Source organism: Streptomyces sp. S4.7, from assembly GCF_010384365.1.
GTDB lineage: Bacteria > Actinomycetota > Actinomycetes > Streptomycetales > Streptomycetaceae > Streptomyces.
Genome location: NZ_CP048397.1, coordinates 5,363,961 through 5,384,955, shown reverse-complemented (window position 1 = coordinate 5,384,955; position 20,995 = coordinate 5,363,961). Strand labels below are relative to the sequence as shown.

General features: G+C 69.0%; 11 protein-coding genes and 1 pseudogene. 10 read left to right on the top strand and 2 right to left on the bottom strand.

All coding sequences use genetic code 11. The features are described from left to right. Nucleotides 1–482: 482 nt before the first annotated feature. The 6 genes and pseudogenes from SSPS47_RS24105 to SSPS47_RS24080 form a co-directional block, all read left to right on the top strand. Nucleotides 483–2,324 (top strand): ABC transporter ATP-binding protein, encoded by a 1,842-nt coding sequence (locus SSPS47_RS24105; protein WP_164254936.1) that lies wholly within the window; start codon nt 483–485, stop codon nt 2,322–2,324. 155 nt (nt 2,325–2,479) lie between these two features. Then, on the top strand, nt 2,480–3,193 hold the full coding sequence (locus SSPS47_RS24100) for a TnsA-like heteromeric transposase endonuclease subunit (protein ID WP_239065033.1): 714 nt from the start codon (nt 2,480–2,482) through the stop codon (nt 3,191–3,193). After that, nucleotides 3,190–5,367: a DDE-type integrase/transposase/recombinase gene (locus tag SSPS47_RS24095; protein ID WP_164252841.1), complete on the top strand. Its 2,178-nt coding sequence runs from the start codon at nt 3,190–3,192 to the stop codon at nt 5,365–5,367. Before SSPS47_RS24100 ends, SSPS47_RS24095 begins: the two co-directional genes overlap by 4 nt. Further along, nucleotides 5,364–6,500, top strand: coding sequence for an AAA family ATPase (locus tag SSPS47_RS24090; RefSeq protein WP_164252840.1), 1,137 nt, complete (start codon nt 5,364–5,366; stop codon nt 6,498–6,500). Before SSPS47_RS24095 ends, SSPS47_RS24090 begins: the two co-directional genes overlap by 4 nt. Beyond that, nucleotides 6,497–9,016: a TniQ family protein gene (locus SSPS47_RS24085; RefSeq protein ID WP_164252839.1), complete on the top strand. Its 2,520-nt coding sequence runs from the start codon at nt 6,497–6,499 to the stop codon at nt 9,014–9,016. Before SSPS47_RS24090 ends, SSPS47_RS24085 begins: the two co-directional genes overlap by 4 nt. A gap of 264 nt (nt 9,017–9,280) precedes the next feature. Then, nucleotides 9,281–10,330: pseudogene (locus SSPS47_RS24080) on the top strand (IS110 family transposase); the annotation flags it as partial. 68 nt (nt 10,331–10,398) lie between these two features. Here SSPS47_RS24080 and SSPS47_RS24075 read toward each other — a convergent pair. Then, nucleotides 10,399–14,463, bottom strand: coding sequence for a CHAT domain-containing protein (locus tag SSPS47_RS24075; protein ID WP_164252838.1), 4,065 nt, complete (start codon nt 14,461–14,463; stop codon nt 10,399–10,401). A gap of 153 nt (nt 14,464–14,616) precedes the next feature. Between SSPS47_RS24075 and SSPS47_RS24070 the strand changes: the two genes are divergently transcribed. Beyond that, the gene (locus SSPS47_RS24070) at nt 14,617–15,024 is read left to right on the top strand and encodes a hypothetical protein (protein ID WP_164252837.1); all 408 of its coding nucleotides are present in this window, start codon (nt 14,617–14,619) and stop codon (nt 15,022–15,024) included. A gap of 3 nt (nt 15,025–15,027) precedes the next feature. Continuing rightward, on the top strand, nt 15,028–16,023 hold the full coding sequence (locus SSPS47_RS24065) for a hypothetical protein (RefSeq protein ID WP_164252836.1): 996 nt from the start codon (nt 15,028–15,030) through the stop codon (nt 16,021–16,023). Nucleotides 16,024–16,300: 277 nt separating this feature from the next. Here SSPS47_RS24065 and SSPS47_RS24060 read toward each other — a convergent pair whose 3' ends face one another. Further along, a complete protein-coding gene (locus SSPS47_RS24060; RefSeq protein ID WP_164252835.1) occupies nt 16,301–17,647 on the bottom strand; it encodes a cytochrome P450 in 1,347 nt (448 codons plus the stop codon). Nucleotides 17,648–17,809: 162 nt separating this feature from the next. Here SSPS47_RS24060 and SSPS47_RS24055 point away from each other — a divergent pair, with 162 nt between their 5' ends. Both SSPS47_RS24055 and SSPS47_RS24050 read left to right on the top strand, forming a co-directional pair. Next, the gene (locus SSPS47_RS24055) at nt 17,810–18,568 is read left to right on the top strand and encodes a class I SAM-dependent methyltransferase (protein ID WP_164252834.1); all 759 of its coding nucleotides are present in this window, start codon (nt 17,810–17,812) and stop codon (nt 18,566–18,568) included. Between the two features lie 286 nt (nt 18,569–18,854). Continuing rightward, nucleotides 18,855–20,876, top strand: a complete 2,022-nt coding sequence (locus SSPS47_RS24050; protein WP_164252833.1) for a M4 family metallopeptidase — start codon at nt 18,855–18,857, stop codon at nt 20,874–20,876. Nucleotides 20,877–20,995: the final 119 nt, after the last annotated feature.

Below are 20,995 nucleotides of genomic sequence, written 5' to 3'. Positions count from 1 at the left end.
TCGGGAGCGGGACAGGGAACGGGGCGGATACCGATCGCGCGGGAGGCACGGCCGGATCGGATCCGACCGCCGTGGGCGCGGGCGCCGTGACATGGGTCAGGACCGGGACCGGGACCGATACCGACGACCCGGGAAGTACCGCCGGAGCGGACCCGACCGCCGTGGGCGCGGGCGCCGTGACGGCCGACGCGACAGACGGGGAGACCGGCACAGGCGCCGGTACCGGTACGGCGACGGGCCCGGGGAGTACGTCCGTCGGCACGGTCACGACTGCGGACGCAGGTACGGGCACCGTCACGGCCGGGAGTACAGGCACGGGCACGCATGCGGGCACAGGTGCCGTCACGGGCGCGGGCACAGGTGCCGTCACGGGCGCGGGCACACGCGCCGTCACGGGCGCTCCCACCGCCACCGTCACCTCCCCGGGCGCCGGGCACGGTACTGGCGTCGGGGCCCTCGGGGCTCCCGCCGACGCACCCGGCATCGAGGCGTCCCCCGACGAGCGCAGACCCGCGTCGCCCGGCTCCCCGGACGACGACCCCTTCGCGCAGGACGCGCTGCCCGCGCCGCGCGGGGCCACCGGTGCGCTGCTCCGGTCGCTGCTGCGCGCCCGGCGCGGCCGGGTCGCGGTGACCGCGCTGCTCCTGCTGCTCCAGCAGGCCGCCGTTCAGGCGGGCCCGCTGCTCGTCGCGTACGCCATCGACCGGGGCGTGCCCGCCTTCCGTGCCGACGACAACGGCCCGCTGATCGCGGTCGCCGTCGGCTACCTGCTCTGCGCCGCCGGAGCCGGCGTCTTCCAGTACGCCTTCATCCGCTCGTCCGCCCGCGTGAACCAGGACGTGCTCCTCGATCTGCGCGGCCGGATCTTCCGCCACGCCCAGGCGCTGAGCGTGGACTTCCACGAGCGCTACACCTCCGGACGGCTGATCTCCCGCTCCACCACGGACGTCGAGTCGCTGCGTGAGTTGCTCGCCGAAGGGCTCCAGGAACTCGTCGCGGTGGTCCTCGCCTTCGTCTACATCTCGGCGATGCTGCTCTACCTGGACCTCGGCATCGGCGGACTCGCCGTGCTCTCCTTCGTACCGCTGTACGCACTGGTGCGGCTGTACCAGCGCAGGGCCGGCGCCATATTCGGCAAGCGCTCCACCGCCATCGCGGCGGTCATCGTGAAGTTCGCGGAGACGATGAACGGCATCAGGCCCGTACAGGCGTTCCGCCGCGAGCGCGCCAACGACGCCGAGTTCCACGCGCTCAACCACCACCACGAGCGCACCAACGGCGACGCCATCCTCGAAATGGCGCGTTACGTGATCGGTTCCCGGCTCACGGCGAACGTCGCCGTGGCCGGAATCGTGCTGTGGGGCGCCTTCCGGGTCGCCGACGGGACGCTCGCCCTCGGTGTGCTCGCCGCGTCGGTGCTCTTCCTGCGGAGGCTGTACGACCCGATCGACCGGCTCGGGATGTTCCTCAACTCCTACCAGTCGGCCGCCGCTTCGCTGGAGAAGATCGCGGGGCTGCTCGCCCAGACCCCGTCCGTGCCGGAGGCGGCGAACCCCCGCCCGCTGCCGGAGCTGACGGGCGGGCACCCGGGCCGGGAGGTCGTGTTCGACGCGGTCAGCTTCTCGTACCGGACGGGCGGCGAGGTCCTGCCCCGCTTCGACCTGGCGCTCCCGGCCGGTCAGACCGTGGCCGTCGTCGGCTCGACCGGCGCGGGCAAGTCCACGCTGGCCAAGCTGCTGGCCCGGTTCTACGACCCCACCGAGGGCCGCGTCCTGCTCGACGGCACCGACCTGCGGGACCTGGACACCCCCGAGCTGCGGCGTGGTGTCGTGATGGTGACCCAGGAGGCGTTCCTCTTCTCCGGCACCGTCGCGGAGAACATCGCGATCGGCTGTCCCGACGCGTCGCGCGACGAGATCGAGCGGGCCGCGAAGGCGATCGGCGCGCACGACTTCATCACCGGTCTGCCGGACGGATACGACACGGACGTCCGGAAGCGGGGCGGCCGGATCTCGGCGGGCCAGCGCCAGTTGGTGGCGTTCGCCCGCGCGCTGCTCGCCGATCCCTCCGTACTGATCCTGGACGAGGCGACGAGTTCGCTGGACATCCCGGGTGAGCGGGCGGTGCAGCGGGCGATGGACACGGTACTCAACGGCCGTACGGCGGTGGTGATCGCGCACCGTCTGTCGACGGTGGAGATCGCCGACCGGGTGCTGGTGATGGAGCACGGCCGCATCGTCGAGGACGGCTCCCCGGCCGAACTGATCGGGGGCGTCGGCCGGTTCGCGGGCCTGCACCGCGCGTGGCGCGACAGCCTGGCCTGACGCGCGTGGTGTAGGTTCCGCATTCCGATGGACACTGCCCATGTGAAGTGGACAGCGATTGGGCACTTTCGCCATTCGGTGGGCACTGACTGCGGTCAGTAACTACTGTCGCGTCTATGGTCGTTCAGAGTCCAGTGCGATCCGGCAGGAAGAGTGTGCCTGCCGCGGCGTCGATCCGGTATGACGACACGTCGGTGCGCAAGGTCCCCTTCAGGGATCTGCGTTTGGCGGACTTCACCTGGTCGGTGCCGTGGCGGAGTTTTCGCTCCGTCCACGGCCAGACGCACCACTCGGGACGGTACGCATCGGCGACGATGGCTGGGCCCATCGTCTACGAGAGCCGGCTGGAGTTAGCCCGGCTGCTCCTGGCGGACATGGATCCTGCGGTACGTGGAATCTATGCTCAGCCTTGTCATCTGACGGCCCGGGTCGGAGGGCGCGTTCGTCGACATGTTCCGGATTTTCTGCTGGTCATGGCGTCGGGGACGGTACGCGTGGTCAACGTCAAGCCAGCCGATCGACTCGCCGATCCGAAGATCGTGGAGGCCCTGGCCTGGCCAGGGGAATTGATCGAGCGGCATGGCTGGGAGTACGAGATCTGGTCCGGGGCGGATCGCACGCTCTTGGAGAACGTCCGTTTCCTGGCGGCATACCGCCGACCTGGGGTGGTCCCCGAGGCGGACATCGAGCGGGCTTGGCAGACGGTCCGGGACGGGGACCAGCTTGCGGACGCTGAGCGGCGTCTGGCCGCTGGGCGCCCCGACTACGAGGCACGGCCACCCTTGCTGGCCCTGGTGTGGTCAGGGCGGCTGACCACCGATCTGTCCCGTCCGCTCAGTGGCGACTGGGTCCTGCGGAGGTCCGCGTGAACACCTGGACTACACCGCTTCGGACAGGCCTGCCACTGACCTATGACGGCGAGCAGTTCACCATCGCGGAAATCGAAGGCCGCCGTATTCTCCTGCAGCAGATCTCGGCGGAAGGCCGTCCCTTGTGGCGGCAGGTCGATCTGTCGGTGCTGATGGCCCATCCCTCCACCGAGTTCCTGGTGGAAACTCCGCCTGCACAGCCAGCGGTCGCGGCGACGCTGGGCGAGCTCAGCACTGCGGAGGGCGACGCGCTCACCACCCGGTTCCGGCATGTCCAGGAAGTTCGGTCCGGCTACCAGTTGGGCTCAGCTGAGATGGCATTGGAGGGTGAACCACGGCCTGACTACGCGCCGGGCGTGCCCTTGATGCACCGGTACAAGGCGAAGGCTGCGGAGCTCGGCGTCAGCGTGACCACGGTGCGCCGGTGGGTGGCTCTGGTGGAGGAGTCGGGGCCGGCGGGCCTGGTGAGCAAGCGCGAGCCCGCAAGTGTGCTGGACCGTGTGGATCCGCGCTGGCTGGAGATGGCACGCTCGGTGATCAATAGCCTGAAGAAGTCCAGCCGCCCGGTTCGTGGTCTGGTGCTGATCGAGATTGAAGAGCGTGTGGTCAAGGAGTACGGCCCCGGTGTGGTGAGCATCCCGAAGCAGACGAAGGGGTACACGCTGCTGAAGGAGCTCAGCCGGGGGACGAATGCGTTCGACGGCAGCACGAAGGGGAAGCGGTCCATCGCGAACCGTCCGCAGGGGGTCTTCGGCAGACTGCGTGCGACGCGGCCGGGTGAGTACGTCGTGCTGGACACCAACAGCCTGGATGTTTTCGCGATGGAGCCGGTGACGTGCCGGTGGGTGCAGTGCGAGCTCACGGTCGCGATGGACCTCTACAGCAGGGTGATCACCGGGCTGCGGCTGACGCCGGTATCGACGAAGTCGACCGACGTGGCGGGCGTCTTGTTCGAGACGGTTCGTCCGCGGGAGGTGTCCACCGGCACGGCCGAGCCGTTTCCGTACTGCGGAGTTCCCTCCACTGTGGTGTTCGACGCGGAGAAGCTGGTGGACGCGGACGGACAGCCGCTGCTGCCGCCTGTCGCGGCGGAGACGATCATCTACGACCACGGCAAGATCTACGTCTCGAACCACATCGCGAGCGTCTGCACGAAGCTGGACATCTCGCTGCAGCCGGCTCGCCCCTATACGCCTACCGACAAGCCGGTGGAACGGTGGTTCAAGACTTTGAACCAGGGGCTGTTGGCGGCCCTGCCGGGCTACAAGGGGCCGGACGTGCACAGCCGGGGCGAGAACGTCGAGAACGAGGCGTACTTCTTCCTGGACGAGCTTGAGGCGATCATCCGCGAATGGATCACTTTGATCTATCACAGGCGGCACCACCGGGGTCTGACAGTCCCGGAGGTCCCCGGACTGAAGCTGAGCCCGTTGGAGATGTTCGAGCACGGCGTGAACCGGGCGGGCCCCTTGCGCATCCCGGCCAGGCCGGGCCTCGCGTTCGAGTTCCTGGAAGAGGAGTGGTGCCCCATCCACCACTACGGGGTGGAGATCAACGGGCTCCGCTACAACGGGGACGGGCTCGACGACTACCGCAATCAGATCAGCCCGCACCGCGGCGAGCAGGCCGGAAAGTGGCCGGTCGCGGTGGACCGCGCCGACATCAGGAAGATCTACTTCCAGGATCCGAAGCAGCCACATCTGTGGCACCCCCTGGACTGGGAACATGCCCCGGCTCTGAACGGGCCGGCCAGCCTGGAGGCGTTGAAGTACGCGCGCCGGATCGCGGCCAAGACGCATCGTTTCCCGGACACCAAACGCGCCCTGATCGAGTTGCTGGAACGCTGGGGCGCCGGACTGACCGAGGACCGGACCGAGCGGCGCATGGCGGTGCGCTTGTCGCAGGACCGTCTGCGGCTGGTCGGCGAAGGCGAACCCGAGGTCGACGCGATCGCCGAGCTTCCCTCCGTGCGCCGTCTGGCAGCGCTCAGCTCGCCGGACGCAGGAGCAGGCCAGGAGGCAGCACCAGGTTTGCAGGTGGTCGCGTCTGCTGATGAGGACCTGGGCGGGGACGACGACGAGGATGAGGAGTGCGAGGCGGTCCCGGCAGACGAAGAGACCGCCGTCCTGGTCGATGAGGATGAGTACTACGCCGACGTCTGGGACAGCCGTTGAGTACGGCGGACAGCACCGAACCATTCGAGGGCGATGACCGTCAGTACACCCCCACCCGGCTGCCGGGCTGGCTGCAGGAGGTCAACGGCCCGGACCGCATCCAGCCTCCACAGTTCACACGCGCCCAGCTCGCAGATCTCTCGCCGCGGGATCTGCTGGTGCACAACGACAACCGGGAGGTCTGGCACGCCAACATCGGCCCGATCGACACACCCCAGCTCATCGCGCTGCACGACGCCTTGGCCGAGATCGTCGAGTCGAACCGGCAGGACGGGGACAAGACCAAGCCCGCAGCCCTCGTGGACGCCTATCCGGGGCTCGGCAAGAGCACCGCGGTGCGGGACTACGGCCGCAAGCTGTTCCGCAAGCAGGTTGCCCTGCGCGGAGAGACGACACCGAGCGGCGACCGCCGCGTCCCGGTCATCTACATCGCTCTGAGCGGGAACACACAGATCCGCGGTCTGAACGCGGCGATCTGCCGCTTCTACGGCCTGCCTACCTCCGGGAACGCCGACGCCCTGGCCGAGCGGGCCGTGGACGCCGTGTTGTCCATGAAGACGGTCGCGATCATCATCGACGACATCCATTTCCTCGCCGGGGCGAACTCCAACTCGGTCCGTATGGCGAACCAGTTAAAGTACCTGGCGAACGTCTTCCCGGTCACTCTGATCTACGTCGGCGTGGGTGTCCAGCAGCGTGGTGTCCTACGCGAGGGCTTCTCCGGCAAGCAGACCGAACTGGCCCAGTTCGGGCGTCGCACCACCCCGCTGACGCTGCCGCCGTTCCAGATCGAGGACGACGAAGGCCGCCAGCACTGGCACACCCTGCTCAAGACGATCGAGCAGAAACTCGTCCTGGCGGAGAAGTACCCCGGGATGCTCGCCAGGGACCTGTCGGATTACCTCTTTGCACGCTCCACCGGACACTTCGCCTCCCTCATGGCACTGATCAACCGCAGCTGTCTGCGCGCGATCCGCTCCGGCCACGAACGCCTCGATGAAGACCTGATGAACCAGGTGAAGAACGACGCCGCCGCGGAGGAAGCCCGCAAGGAACTCGAAGCTGCGATCAAGGCCGGCCTACTCACCACCCACCCGACGCCCCCGGCTGAGCGCCGCCGGAAGTCGGCATGACACGGTGGACCGACGAGCGGATCCCCCTCTGGGTTCCGCCCGTCGACGGCGAGGCCCTCGACAGTTGGATCGAGGCATACGCCCGCCGACTGGCCGTCAGCGGCGGAGAGTTCGTCCGGTTCATCGGGCTGACCACCGCAGACCCGAGATTCATGGTCCGCAGGCTGACGGGCACCGAACACGACGCTCTCGCCCGCAGCACCGGGCTGACACCCGAAGCGTTGGCCGCGATGACGCTCGACCGGTTCGACGGTGTCATCGTGGCCATCGCCCCGGAGGATCGCACCATGGGCAGACCGCCGGCCTGGCGGCACTACGGCTCACGCAGCCGTTTCTGCCCCGCCTGCCTTGCGGACGGCCACGGGCGGTGGCAGTTGTCCTGGCGGCTGCCGTGGTCGTTCGCCTGCACCCGCCACAATCTGCTACTTCGCGACTACTGCCCGCCCTGCGGGAACCCACCGCCGGTCAGCACACCAGTGCGGGCCGCGCCATCCGCTCCCGGACTTTGCCTGCACGCCACCGGTATCGGACTCTCCGTTCGCTGCGGTCACCCGCTCGCCGAGTCCCCAACCCCGGCTCTCCCCTCTGACGGCATGGTCATCGCCGCCCAGATATCCGTCACCCGAGACATTCTGAACGCCTCGGTGGAACAAGAGGCCCTGGCTCGCAGCCAGGAACTCTATGCCCTTGCCCGCCGGGCCCTGCGAGGCATCCGTCACCTTGCCTCCCTCCCCACCGCGGTCGCGGACATCCTGGCGGAGTGCGGCGGTGAACTGCCCGGCCGGGCCGAGAACGACGAAGGCAGCGACGCGCACAGCACCGCCGTGGGCACCGCACTGGCGATCATCGCCACCGATCGAGACCATCCCACCTGCGAGGAGGTCTTCGGCTGGCTGCAAACCACCGACCGCCCCCGGAAGACACAAAGCGACTACGCCACCAAGAAGATCGCCGAGTGGCTGCCAGCCGGCCGTCGCGTGGTCACCCGCATGCTCACCGACGCCGACTCCGAGCTCACCCTCCCCTCCCGTCTGCGCTACGGCACCGCCACCTCCACCCCAGCCTGGCCGGACCTCAGTGACAACGACGTACGCCGCCGGGCGTCGAAGCTTCCGTCCATGATCTGGCCCTCCTGGACCTACCGGCTTCTCCCCTTCGACAGCGGCGCCCGCCCCGCGGGGGTCCGGCGGGCATGCGCCTCGATGACGCTGCTGACCGGCGCGACCCTGGGCTACCGACAAGCGGCATCCCTCCTGGGCAACACCAGCCCCAAGAGCAACCGCCAGGACCTGGACACGGCCCTGGCCTCCGGCGGGACAGAGCTTCTGGCCGCGGCCCTACCCGCCCTCGCCAGAGCCTTGGATGGCCATAGCGTTCCGATCGACTACTCGCGTCGCCGCAGTCTCTTCACGCCCGACACCGTCGTCTTCGACGAAGACGCCTACCAGGCAGTCTGCAGTCGCCATGGTTGGCGCGTCCGCACACCCGCCCGAGTCAAGCGCCTTCGATGGCTCCTGGCCCGGCTGCTGCTGGGCGCCGATCCCGGAGCGGCCTCCCGCACGCCCGCCCGGCAATTGGCCCTCCACTACGAGCTCCACCCCGACCTGCGCAGACTTCTGCATGAGCAGGCGTCCGTGAACCTCAAGGCCCACGACATCGATGAGCCCATGCTCTGGGAACCCCCGCCGGACTGGTTCGCCGACCTACGCCTGCCTGCGGGTCCCGAGACCATCGACCGCAGCCAGCTCGCACAACTCGCTTCCGGCGGTCCCAGCCCCGCCGACCTCGCCCGCCAACTCGGCCTGGACACCGCTCATCTCCATCTCGCGGTCGAGACCCTCGGCATCACCGCACCGAAGCCCGCCAGGCCGAGGCCCTCCATCCCGTCCACGCAGCGGATCCCGCGAGAGAATGTCCTCGCACCACAGCGTCTTCGCCAGCTCTACCTGGAGCAACGCCTACCCCAATGGAGGATCGCCGAACTCGCCGGATGCAGCAGCAGCACCGTCCGGCACGCCGTGAACGAAGCAGGCATCACTCGTCGCCGACGCCGCCCGGCCGGCTTCCTCGAAGACATCGTCTCCCGCACCTGGCTGGAGACCGAGTACCGCGACAAAGGACGGTCCTCTCCGGACATCGCCCGTGAACTGGGCGTCGGCAAGAACTCCGTGATGAGACTCGTGAACAAGTGGGGCATCCCCCACCATCCGGTCAGCGAGTTCACCAACCCCTTCGCTTCGCTCGACACCGGACTTTCTCCCGCCATGCAGGCCGTCAGCCGGACGAAGAACTGCGTCCAAAGACTCCGCCACCTTCTTCAGCTCCCCGGACACCGCAACCTCCAGGCCGCCGCCGTCGCCCTCAACACGCAATGGAACACCCTCAACTACCAGCTCAAACGCATCGAAGAAACGGCAGGATTCACCATCATCGAAAGATCCCGCCCACTCACCGCCACGGACCAGGGCAAGGTGTTCCTCGCCGAAGCCGAGGCACTGCTCAACCATCTCGCGTGACCGTCCTACTTGACGGTCCCCCCCGTTACCGTCTTCATGGCTCCGCAATGGGGCCTCCGGCCTTCGGGTCCGGCATGACTTCCCCCCCCTTGTTGCTGATGATCCGGGGGGTGGTGTCACCGGGCCCGGAGGCATCGACGGACCGCTGATGAGGGGCTTGAGCACCGGCTTCACCCGAGCCGGAAGAGCTCTCCGTAACGTGGGTGTGGCAGCTCGATGCCGAGGCAAGGCCGGACGAAAGCGTCATGGAGGGGCCTGCACGTGATCGACACCGGCGACATCGACGTCTTCCTCGGCCTGGACGTCGGCAAGAGCGAACACCACGCCACCGCCGTCACCCCGGCCAGCAAGAAAGCCTTCAACAAGCGCCTTCCCAACACCGAACCCAAGCTCCGCGAACTGTTCGCCAAGCTGCAGGCCAAGCACGGAACAGTGCTGGTCGTAGTCGACCAGCCGGCCTCGATCGGCGCCCTGCCGCTGACCGTCGCCCGCGACATGGGATGCCCCGTCGCCTACCTGCCGGGCCTGACGATGCGGCGGATCGCCGACCTCTACCCAGGCGAGGCGAAGACCGACGCCAAGGACGCGTTCATCATCGCGGACGCGGCCCGCGCAATGCCGCACACGCTGCGGGCGATCGACGGCCAGGACGAGACGATCGCCGAGCTGGAGATGATCGTCGGGTTCGACGACGACCTGGCCGGTGAAGCGACCCGCGTCGCGAACCGCCTGCATGGCCTGCTCACCCAGATCCATCCCTCTCTGGAGCGGGTGCTGGGGCCGTGGTTGCAGCACCCGGCCGTCCTCGCTCTGCTGGAGCGGTTCGGATCCCCGGCCCAGATCCGCAAAGCCGGCCGGCGCCGCCTGGTCACCCTGCTGCGGCCGAAGGCGCCGCGGATGGCCGAGCGGCTGGTCGAGGACATCTTCGCCGCGCTGGACGAGCAGACCGTCACCGTTCCGGGCACCGATGCGGCCACGCTGATCGTCCCGAGCCTGGCCGGATCCCGGACCGCCGTCCTTGACCAGCGCAAACTCCTGGCCGGACGGATCGAGGAACTCCTGGAGGCCCACCCTCTTTCGAAGGTCCTGACGTCCATGCCGGGAATCGGCGTCAGGACCGGAGCCTGGATCCTGATCGAGGTCGGCGACGGCAGCACCTTCCCGACCGCCGGCCACCTCGCCGCCTACGCCGGCCTCGCCCCCGCGACCCGCAATTCCGGGTCCTCGATCCGTGGCGAACAACCTTCCAGGAGAGGAAACAAGCAGCTCAAACGGGCTTTCTTCCTCTCCGCGTTCGCCGCCTTTTACAGTCCCGGCCAGGGTTGCTCAGCGGAAGCCGTTTCCCAATCGATCTTGGAACGTGCAGATCGAACGGGGGTCTATCAGGCGCCGGCGTGAAGGTAGGCGGCCCAAAGGAAGGGGGACCGCGTCCGGTTGAGTCGACCGGGTAGGTCGTAGCCGTCGCGGACGCTGCGCACGGCTTGATGCAGTGCCCAGGCTGCCCGGCTGGTGTCGATAGTCCCGTCCGGCGTGCGCAGGTGGGTGTAGAAGGCGTCGGCGACGGTGACGGCGATCTGGTCGTCGATCTCCCACAAGGTGCCGACGACGTGGGGGAACCCGGCAAGTTGGAACGCGGAGGTCAGATGAATGGCCTCGTCGACCAAGTTGACGGTATCGATGGCCGCAGTGCGGCAGGCCGACAGGTAGACGAGCTGGGCATGGTCGAGGCGAACTGGGGTGAGGCTGGCGACGGTGAAGGGGGCGCTTTGGTGGTCGTGGAGCAGCAGCAGGCTCTGAGAGGGGTCGGTGGGGTGGCTGGCGCCGTGGCAGGCGAAGTGAACGATCGGGCAGTGGGGCAGGTGGTCCAGGACGGCTGCTTTGGTCGGCCTGCTCGGCGGCGGGCCAGCAAGGTGGCCGTCGGGATCGGGTTCGCGCAGCACTACGGTGCTGGGGAGATGGCGTCGCAACATCTCGGCTTCGGCGCTGACGTGGTTCAGCCGGCCGTCCTGAGGGAGGCCGGGAGTGGTGGACATCGCAACGATCAGCCCCTGAGCGGGCGTGTCCGCGTACGGGGTGTGTTCGCGGGTGTGCTGGCGGGCGTAACGCAGAGCGCGGATGGTGGGGGTGTAGGAAGAGATGACCCGATCCATGACGGTCCGCCGGTGCGGGTCGTCGGCGGGGTCGTCGTGGTAGCCAGCAGCGTGCAGGGGCAGCAGTCCCAGCAATCCGCCCGGTGCCCACCACACCCGCGGCCAGTCGGCGTCGGCCGGAGGCTGGCGGTGATGGCCCAGCGCGTCCAGGACCGGCCCGGCCGCGGCATCCCACAGCCATTGCAAAACGCCGGTCATCGCGTCCTGCCCCTGCCGCCGCTGGGTTCTGTCCCGGCCCGTGGTGGCGGTGTGCAGCGCCTGCTGGAAGGAGACGGTCCTCTCCGTCAGGGCGTCGGCAGTGAGCTGAGGCAGCTCCAAGTGCGTGATGCCGCCATCCTGGGTGAGCAGCAAGGTGTCACTGCGGCGGGCGCTGATGTTGAACATCACGACGGGGCCCTGCTCTGCTTGAGTCAGGAGCTCCTCAGTGGTGGGGGGTTGAGCGAAGGAAGCAAACCCGGTCAGGTCGCGGATTTCGGTTAGAGTTTGGGCGAAGTCGCTGGCCAGAAGGTGTCTGTCCTGCGCTACACGGTCGAGACTTGCCTTGAGGGCGTTCATCTCTTCGCTCGCGCCAGCGAGGCTGCGGGTGAGGGGCTGGTCAAGGAGGTCGCGCTGTTGTACGAACCGTTCGGCCAGGTCAGGGCGCTGCTCATTCAGGTCTGTGAGGTCACTTCGGGCGTCCAGTGCCTGGCTCAGCAGTACAGCCCTCCCGGTTTCCAGCAGCCGCAGCGCGCGAGTGGCGCGTTCCTGCCGGGTTCCGCGGGGATCAGAGAGGGCCAAGGCTGCCGCATTCCCCGCCAAGCCGGCGAACTGGCCGAGTTCATGCTGCTGATCCCCCCGCCCCAGCTGGCGCAAGATCACCTCAGGTAGCAGCCGCACCGCGGCTTCCGCCGTATCCGCTGCGCGCGCCGCATCAGTCCCCGCGAGCAGTTCGACTGCCGCCCGGGCGGCCCTAATACGGAGCGAAGGCGCCGCCGAAACCACCCCAGACACCTCGGTGAAAGCGGATACCGCTGCTTTCAGGTCGCTGGATCGCATGAGCAGCATGACCCTGTTGCGCAATGAGCCTCCGAGGGTGTACAGCGCCATCGCCCGATCGGGGTGATCGGCGGGCATGGCGTCTACGGCTTCCCGACCGACAACGATTGCCTGCTCCATGTCCGCCAGATCCCCGGTCCGTTCAAACCGGATCTGCAGCACGGCACCCAGGTTGCCCAGAACTCCCGCCTTCCTGGGGTCGTCGGAGGGCATGGCGTCTACGGCTTCCCGACCGACAACGATTGCCTGCTCCATGTCCGCCAGTTCCCCGGTCCGTTCGAACCGGGCCTGCAGCACGGCACCCAGGTTGGACAGGCACGTGGCCCGGGCAGGGTGATCGACGGGCGTAGCCAGCACAGCCTCCTGACCTACGGTCACAGCCCGGCTCACATCTGCCAGATCCCCGGTCCGCCCGAACCGGGCCTCTAGCGCGGCACCCAGGTTGACCAGAAACGCCACTATCTTGCCGTCATCAGCAGACGCAGCCAGCACCGCAGCCTGAAAACAGTCAATTGCCGCGTCCACGTCCTCCAGATCCCCGGTCCGCCTAAACCGGGCCTGCAGCGCGACCCCCAGGTTGGACAGCCACCCGGCCCGATCAGGGTGATCGACGGGCGTAGCCAGCACAGCCTCCTGACCTACAGTCACAGCCCGGCTCACATCTGCCAGATCCCCGGTCCGCACGAAGCGGGCCTGCAGCGCGGCACCCAGGTTGGACAGCCACCGGGCCCGATCAGGGTGATCGACGGGCGTAGCATCTAGCGCCGCCTGCGCGGCTGACACCGCCAAATCCAGGTCCCCCACATCCCCGGTCCGCCCGAAGCGAACCTGCAGGACGGCACCCAGATTGCCCAGACGCGGGGCCCGATCAGGGTGATCGACGGGCGTAGCATCTAGCGCCGCCTGCGCGGCTGACACCGCCAAATCCAGGTCCCCCACATCCCCGGTCCGCCCGAAGCGAACCTGCAGCGCGACACCCAGATTGCCCAGAACTTCAGCCTTCCTGGGGTCGTCGGCGGGCAGGGCATCTACGGCTTCCCGACCGACAACGATTGCCTGCTCCATGTCCGCCAGATCCCCGATCCGTTCGAACCGGATCTGCAGCACGGTACCCAGGTTGCTCAGGCACGTGGCCCGGGCAGGGTGATCGACGGGCGTGACCTGCAGAGCCTCCCGACTTACGGTCACAGCCCGGCCCAGGGCCTCCACGTCTCCGGTCCGTTCGAAGCGCACCCGTAGCGCTAACCCTAGGTTGAGCAGAAACGCCACTATCTTGCCGTCATCCGCAGACGCAGCCAGCACCGCAGCCTGAAAACAGTCAATTGCCGCGTCCACGTCCTCCAGATCCCCGGTCCGTTCGAACCGGGCCTGCAGCGCGGCACCCAGGTTGGACAGCCGCCCGGCCCGATCAGGGTGATCGACGGGCGTAGCATCTAGCGCCGCCTGCGCGGCTGACACCGCCAAATCCAGGTCCCCCACATCCCCGGCACGTTCAAACCGGATCTGCAGGACGGCACCCAGATTGCCCAGACGCTCGGCCCGGGCAGGGTGATCGACGGGCGTAGCCTGCACAGCCTCCTGACGTATGGTCACGGCCCGGCTAAGGTCCTCCACATCCCCCGCTTGTTTGAACCGGGCCTGCAGCATTACCGCCAGGTTGGACAGACACTTGGCCCGGTCAGGGTGGCTGGCGAGCATGGCATCTACCGCTGCCTGCGTGGCTGACACCGCCGAATCCAGGTCCGCCACATCCCGGGTCCGCCCGAAGCGGATGCTCAACGATGCTCCGAGGTTGGCCAGATGTACGGCCCGGTCAGGATGGTCGGCGGGTAAGTCCCGGATTACGGTCTGGAGAGAGTTGATGGTCTTGTCGAGGTCCGACTGGCGCCTTGCTGGCACGAACGCTCGCTCTACCGCGCCCTCCATCGCGGACCACGTCGCCGCTCGGTTGGCGAGCAGTGGCAGGAGGGGCTCGGGCAAGCCGCTGGTACCGGCGAGGAAGCAGGGGGTGAACGCGTCCATGGCAGCGTCCAGGTCCCAATCTCTCTGGCTGTCCGGGAGTGCTGTGTACCGGTGGAAGTGGAGCCAGCCGAGCGCGTAGCAGACCGGTATGTTACGCGGGTCGCGTATGTCACCGGAGAGAAGTTCTGCAACCATCCGGGCCTCGATCAGAGCTTGGGGTTCCAGTGCCGGGGAAGGATCGCCGGTGTCGGCGATCCGTTTCAACCGGGCCTGGACCGCAGCCAGCCGTTCCTCAGTCATTCCAACCCCCGATGCTGCCAACGCCCCCTGCTACGCGCCATCCCGGAATTACGGGGACCCGCGTAGCCTCGTGATTTGAGTCAAACGCTATTCCACAGCAACGAAGTTGGCCATGCGACGGGCCGGTGATGAGACAAGGCAAGGAGGAAGTCCATGGCCGACGGGGACGAGGCGGCAGCGCCGGGCGGGGCAGAGAGGCTGGCCGCGGTCTGCGGTCATCTGGAGGAGATCCGCGCGGATCTGCGGAGCGGGCCGGGCGGGGACGAGGATCCGGTTGAGCAGGTGCTGGCCGCCGTACAGGACGGCGGGGACTTGGCGGGCACTCTCGCGGTGCTGCACGCCGTCCTGCAGGCCGACGGCGACCCTCAGGGGCTGGACGGCTACACCGACCACGCGGGCGGGATTCGTGGTCTGCAGCCGGCCGGGATCAGCACCACCCGTGCCGAGCCGATATATGTGTGCCCGGCAGGCCGATGTGCGCGTTACTGGTGGCCCCAGCCCGTCGTACCGGTACCGAAGTGTGCGATCAGCAGCACCCCTCTGCGCCGGGAACGGCTGTAACCGGTGGGAGGCTTCCTGTCGGAGCTGGGTAAGAAACTCGCCGAGCGGTGGCTGTCCCTGCTGGTTCTGCCCGGCGCCCTTTACCTTGCCGTCGCGGCCACCGCCCACACCCTCGGCCACACCCACCCCTTCGACCTGCCCCACCTCACCCAACAGATCACCACCTGGGCCAACCACCCCGCCACAAGTACCGCCGGCGGCCAGGTAGTGCTGCTGGCCGCGACACTGGCCGCCGCAGCCGCCGCAGGACTGGCCGCCCAGGCCCTCGGCTCCCTGACCGAATGGCTCTGCCTGGCCGCCGACTGGCACACCTGGCCACTCCCACTCCGCCAGTTCGCCTCCCGGCAGACCACCCGCCGACGCGGCCGCTGGACTCGCGCCGCCCGTATCTGGCACCACCGTCGCGAGCAGGACGCCCGAACCCGGGCCCAGGGTCAACGCGCCGACCCCGCCGCCCGGCACGCCGCCGAACGCGCCATGACCCGCATAGCCCCCGAGGAACCCAGCCGCCCCACGTGGAGCGGGGACCGTCTCAACGCGGTAGCCGTCCGCTTGGAGCGCGACCACCACCTCGACCTGACCACCCTCTGGCCGCACGTATGGCTGATCCTCCCCGAAGAGACCCGCACCCAGATCACCTTCGCCCGCCAAAACCTCACCCGCGCCACCACCCTGACCGCCTGGGCCCTGCTCTACCTCCCCCTCACCGCCTGGTGGTGGCCCGCCGCCCTCATCACCACCACACTCACCCTCACTGGCTGGGCACGCACCCGCACCGCCACCGAAACCTACGCACTCCTCCTGGAGGCCACCGCCCGCCTCCACACCCGCGACCTCGCCGACCGCCTCGGCCTCAACCCCACCGGCCGCCCCACCACACTCACCCCCGAAACGGGCGACTCTCTCGGACTCAACCTCTCCGGTCCCTTCACCCCCGAAACCGGCGACGCCCTCACTCATCACCTGACCCCCACCCCACCCCCACCCCCCACCGGGTGACAGCCCTCTCCCGCACACCAGCCACCCCGAACCGGGCAACCGGGGCCCATCGCCAAATTCGCACGCCACGGGCCCTGATGGAGCTCGCGGGTTCTGGGCTTTCCTACCGACTGTGACCGACCGTCTACCGCCAACGGCGCCAATTGCTCATTCCCAGTCGACATGACGAGTGCTCACCGAGCACGGAATCCAGCGTCTCTGCAGGAACCAGTGCGCATCAAGTCACGGAACCTACACGTGGCGCGACAGCCTGGCCTGATCCCCGGCCGGCCGGCCTTCAGCTGAGCGGGCGGACCGAGGTCGCGAGGGCGGGGCCGTCGGGGCGGACCGTGATGCCGTACACCGTCTTCGCCGGGGTGGCGGAGAAGGCCAGGGTGTGGGCCGGGAGCAGGTGTTCGAGCAGGACGGTCGACTCGCGGAGCGCGAACTGCAGGCCGAGGCAGGCGCGGGGCCCGATCCCGAAGGGGAAGTAGGCACCCGGATGCGCCGGCCGGCTGGCCGGGTCGATGAAGCGCCGGGGGTCGAAGTGCTCCGGGTCCGGCCACAGTTCGGGGTCGCGGTGTGTGAGGTACGGGCAGACGAGGATGTCGGTGCCCGCTTCGACGGGGTGTCCGGCGAGGGTGTCGGCCTCGGCGGCGTGGCGGGGCAGGATCCAGGCGGACGGGTAGAGCCGGAGCGTCTCGTGGACCAGCGCCTGGACGGCCCGAAGGCGCTGCTGCGAGCCCTCGCCGCCGGCCGCGAGGGCTTGCGCACGGGCGGCGGGGTGCCGGTCGAGAAGCAGATGGAGCCAGGTCAGGGTCGTGGCGGTGGTCTCGTGCCCGGCCACGAGCAGCGTCACCATCTCGTCGCGGATCAGCCGGTCGGTGTACTCCGGGCGCTCGGCGGCGGCGTCGGTCAGCACCTGCAGGAGGCCGGGGCCGTCGGGACCGGCCACCCCGTCCCGCGCGGCCTCGACGGCGTGCCTGGCGACCGCGTCGATCCGCGCGAGATCGGCGGCGACGGCGTCGTGGGCGTCGGTGACATCGGCGGGCAGGGTCGGCAGGGCGGTCGCCACGGCGGCCACGGCGTCCAGTTCGCGCTCGGTCCCGTCGTCGAGGGGGAATCCGGTGAGGGCGCGCCAGATGGCGTCCAGCGCGAAGCGGCGCATCTCCCGCCCGACGTCGAAGGCCTCTCCGGTCCGGGCGTAGCCGTCCCAGCGCCCGGCGGTGGTCCGGGCGGCCCCGGTGATCCGCTGTTCGTAGCGGCGCATGCCGGTGCCGGTGAACTGGGACTGCAGCAGGCGGCGTTGGGACTTCCACGCGTCGCCGGTGGCGGCGAGGACCCCGTCGCCGATCAGCAGACGGGCGCGGTGGGAGCGCTTGACGTACCGGTCCGGGTGCCGGGCGAGTACGTGCTGTACGGCGTCCGGGTCGGTGACGAGGACGGTGGGGGCGGGCCCGAGACGGAATGCGGCGACGCCGCCGAGCCGCTCGCGCACCTCGGACAGCAGCTCGACCAGGTCACCGCCCCCGGACCGCCAACGCCGCACGAGTTCGGGGTCCGCCTCCGGTAACGGCCGTGCCGTGACGGCCCGTTCCGTTCCGGGTGCGTGGGTGAGGGTGTCGGGAGTGGCTTCGGGCTCCATGGTTCCTCTCCTGGTCAACCGCCGTGCTGACGGAGCAGTGACGCCACGGACTGTACGGGAGCGTGCGTGGCCGCCGGAGGGAGACGCGGCCGGTGTCAGCCACCCGTGAGCGGCCCGGAATATCGGGTGCGTCCCCGGCGACGGCCGTCCTACAGTCGCCCGATGGTCGACCCTCTTTTCGCGGATCCGGCGCTCGCCTCCTGGTACGACGCGCTCTCCCCCACCGACGAGCGGGGCGACTTCGGTTTCTATCTGCCCCGTGTCATGTCCGCGCGGTCCGTGCTCGACGTCGGCTGCGGTACGGGGAGTCTGCTGGGCCTCGCGAGGGAGGCCGGACACCGGGGGCGGCTCCTGGGTCTCGACCCCGGTGCCGGAATGCTGGAACAGGCCCGCCGACGTCCGGAACCGGACATCGAGTGGATCGCCGGTGACCTCGAATCCACCTCCTGGGAGCGCGAGTTCGACTTCGTGGTGATGACCGGACACGCGTTCCAGGCGCTCCTCGGGGACGACGAACTGCGCGCCGCGCTGGCCGCCGTGCGCGCGGCACTGACCGACGACGGACGGTTCGGCTTCGAGACGCGCAATCCTCTCGCGCGCGCGTGGGAGTCGTGGACGACGGTCGCGCCCGTGGATGTGCCCGCGCCGGGCGGAGAGGGATCCGCCCCGCTGCGGATGACCCGTCAAGTCCGTTCTGTGGATGGGGACATCGTCTTCTTCAGGACCGGTCTCACCCTCCCCGGAGAGCACGCCCCGCGGCACAGCGACAGCACTCTGCGCTTCCTCGGCGCCGACCGGCTCGACGCCTTCCTCGCCGAAGCGGGGCTGGTGGTCGAGGAGCGGTACGGCGACTGGGAGCGCGGCCCGCTGACCGACGTGAGTCCGGAGATCATCACGGTCGCCCGGCGTACGCCCGCGTAACACCGCCGCAACAGCGGCGCTGATTTCGCTTAACGAACACGGCAGTTCGCGCAGCGGACGATTTCCGGCCAACTTGTTGACGCGCCCCTGACAGAGTGACCGGATTCCTGGGACTCTCTCTCCGTTCTGAGCACCACTGCTCCGCATCTCGTGCACCGCAGCTCCGTATCCGTGCACCACATCTCGTGCTTCAGCCTGCTCCTGCACCTGCTCCTGCGCTTGCCCTGCACTGTCCGGGCCGCCCACCCGAGAGCGGCCCGGTACCCCCCTCGCAGAAGGAGTTCGCGTGAGACCCACGCCCAGCCGCCGCATCACCGCGACCGGCGCTCTGATCGCTGTCACAGCTCTTCTCGCCGTCGGAGTCCAGGCCGGCAGTGCCGCCGCCGCTCCCGACTCGGCACCCGCGGCACCGGTCGCCGGCAAGGCCGACCCCGGCGCACTCCCCAAGGCCCTCTCGCCCGCCCAGCGCGCCGAGCTGATACGCGAGGCCAACGCCACGAAGGCGGCGACGGCCGACGAACTCGGCCTCGGCGCCCAGGAGAAGCTCGTCGTACGCGACCTCGTCCAGGACCGGGACGGCACCACGCACACCCGCTACGAGCGCACCTACGCCGGCCTCCCCGTCCTCGGCGGTGACCTCGTCGTCGCCACCACGAAGGCGGGCGCCACCGAGGGAGTCACCAAGGCGTCGAAGGCGGCCCTCAAGTCCGTCGACACCAACGCCGACGTACCGGCCGCCACCGCCGAGAAGCAGGCGCTGTCCGCCGCGAAGGCCGAGGGCTCGACGAAGGCCGCGGCCGACCGCGCGCCGCGCAAGGTCGTCTGGCTGGCGGACGACAGGCCGACCCTCGCGTACGAGACGGTCGTCGGCGGTGTCCAGAAGGGCGGCACCCCGAACGAGCTGCACGTCGTCACCGACGCGGCCACCGGCGAGAAGCTCTACGAGTGGCAGGCGGTCCACGAGGGCACGGGCAACACCCAGTACAGCGGGCAGGTCACCCTCGGTACGGCTCCGTCGTTCACGCTGACCGACACGGGTCGCGGCAACCACAAGACGTACAACCTGAACCGGGGCACCTCGGGCACCGGCACCCTCTTCTCGGGTCCCGACGACATCTGGGGCAACGGCGCCCCCTCCAACGCGGAGACGGCCGGCGCCGACGCGCACTTCGGTGCCGCGCTCACCTGGGACTACTTCAAGAACGTGCACGGCCGCTCGGGCATCAGGGGCGACGGCGTCGGCGCGTACTCGCGGGTGCACTACGGCAACAACTACGTCAACGCCTTCTGGCAGGACAGCTGCTTCTGCATGACGTACGGCGACGGCGCGGGCAACGCCAAGCCGCTGACGTCCATCGACGTGGCCGCGCACGAGATGTCGCACGGCGTCACCTCCAACACCGCGGGTCTCGTCTACAGCGGCGAGTCCGGTGGTCTCAACGAGGCGACCTCGGACATCTTCGCCGCGGCCGTCGAGTTCAGCGCAGGCAACGCCCAGGACCCGGGTGACTACCTGGTCGGCGAGAAGATCGACATCAACGGCAACGGCACCCCGCTGCGGTACATGGACCAGCCGAGCAAGGACGGCGCCTCCAAGGACTACTGGTACTCCGGCATCGGCGGCGTGGACGTCCACTACTCCTCGGGTCCGGCGAACCACTTCTTCTACCTGCTCTCCGAGGGCAGCGGCGCCAAGACGATCAACGGCGTCAACTACAACTCGCCCACGTCCGACGGGCTGCCGGTGACCGGCATCGGCCGGGCCAAGGCCGAGCAGATCTGGTTCAAGGCGCTCACCACGAAGTTCGGCTCGACGACGAACTACGCGGGGGCCCGTACCGGCACGCTCGCGGTCGCCGGTGAGCTGTACGGCACGACGAGCGCCGAGTACAAGTCGGTCGCCGACGCGTGGGCCGGCATCAACGTCGGCGCCCGCCCCGGAGACCCCGGCAACCCCGGCACGGTCTACGAGAACAACACGGTCGTCGCCATCCCGGACAACGGCGCGGCCGTCACCTCGACCGTGAACGTCACCAACCGCACGGGCAACGCGCCCACCGCCCTCCAGGTCGACGTGGACATCACGCACACCTGGCGCGGTGACCTGGTCGTCGATCTGCTCGCCCCGGACGGGACGGCCTACCGGCTGAAGAACTCCAGCAGCGGCGACTCGGCGGACAACGTCGTGGAGACGTACTTCGTGAACGCCTCGTCGGAGCTTGCCAACGGCGCCTGGAAGCTACAGGTCCGGGACGTCGCGGCGCAGGACACCGGACGCATCAACAGCGTGAAGCTCACGTTCCCCTGAGCGGCTGAGGCCGTGAGTTGAGACGAGAGCCGCCCGGGTCCTGGGGACCCGGGCGGTTCCGTTCTCGGTGTTCGGTGTCGGTGGGCGAATTCCCGGCCACCCCTTCGAAGGCGCGCCCG

Bases quoted from the DNA above. Each gene is read 5' to 3' on its own strand.
- SSPS47_RS24085 (WP_164252839.1), top strand. From the start codon at position 6,497: ATGACACGGTGGACCGACGAGCGGATCCCCCTCTGGGTTCCGCCCGTC.
- SSPS47_RS24075 (WP_164252838.1), bottom strand. From the start codon at position 14,463: ATGACTGAGGAACGGCTGGCTGCGGTCCAGGCCCGGTTGAAACGGATC.
- SSPS47_RS24070 (WP_164252837.1), top strand. From the start codon at position 14,617: ATGGCCGACGGGGACGAGGCGGCAGCGCCGGGCGGGGCAGAGAGGCTG.
- SSPS47_RS24060 (WP_164252835.1), bottom strand. From the start codon at position 17,647: ATGGAGCCCGAAGCCACTCCCGACACCCTCACCCACGCACCCGGAACG.
- SSPS47_RS24055 (WP_164252834.1), top strand. From the start codon at position 17,810: ATGGTCGACCCTCTTTTCGCGGATCCGGCGCTCGCCTCCTGGTACGAC.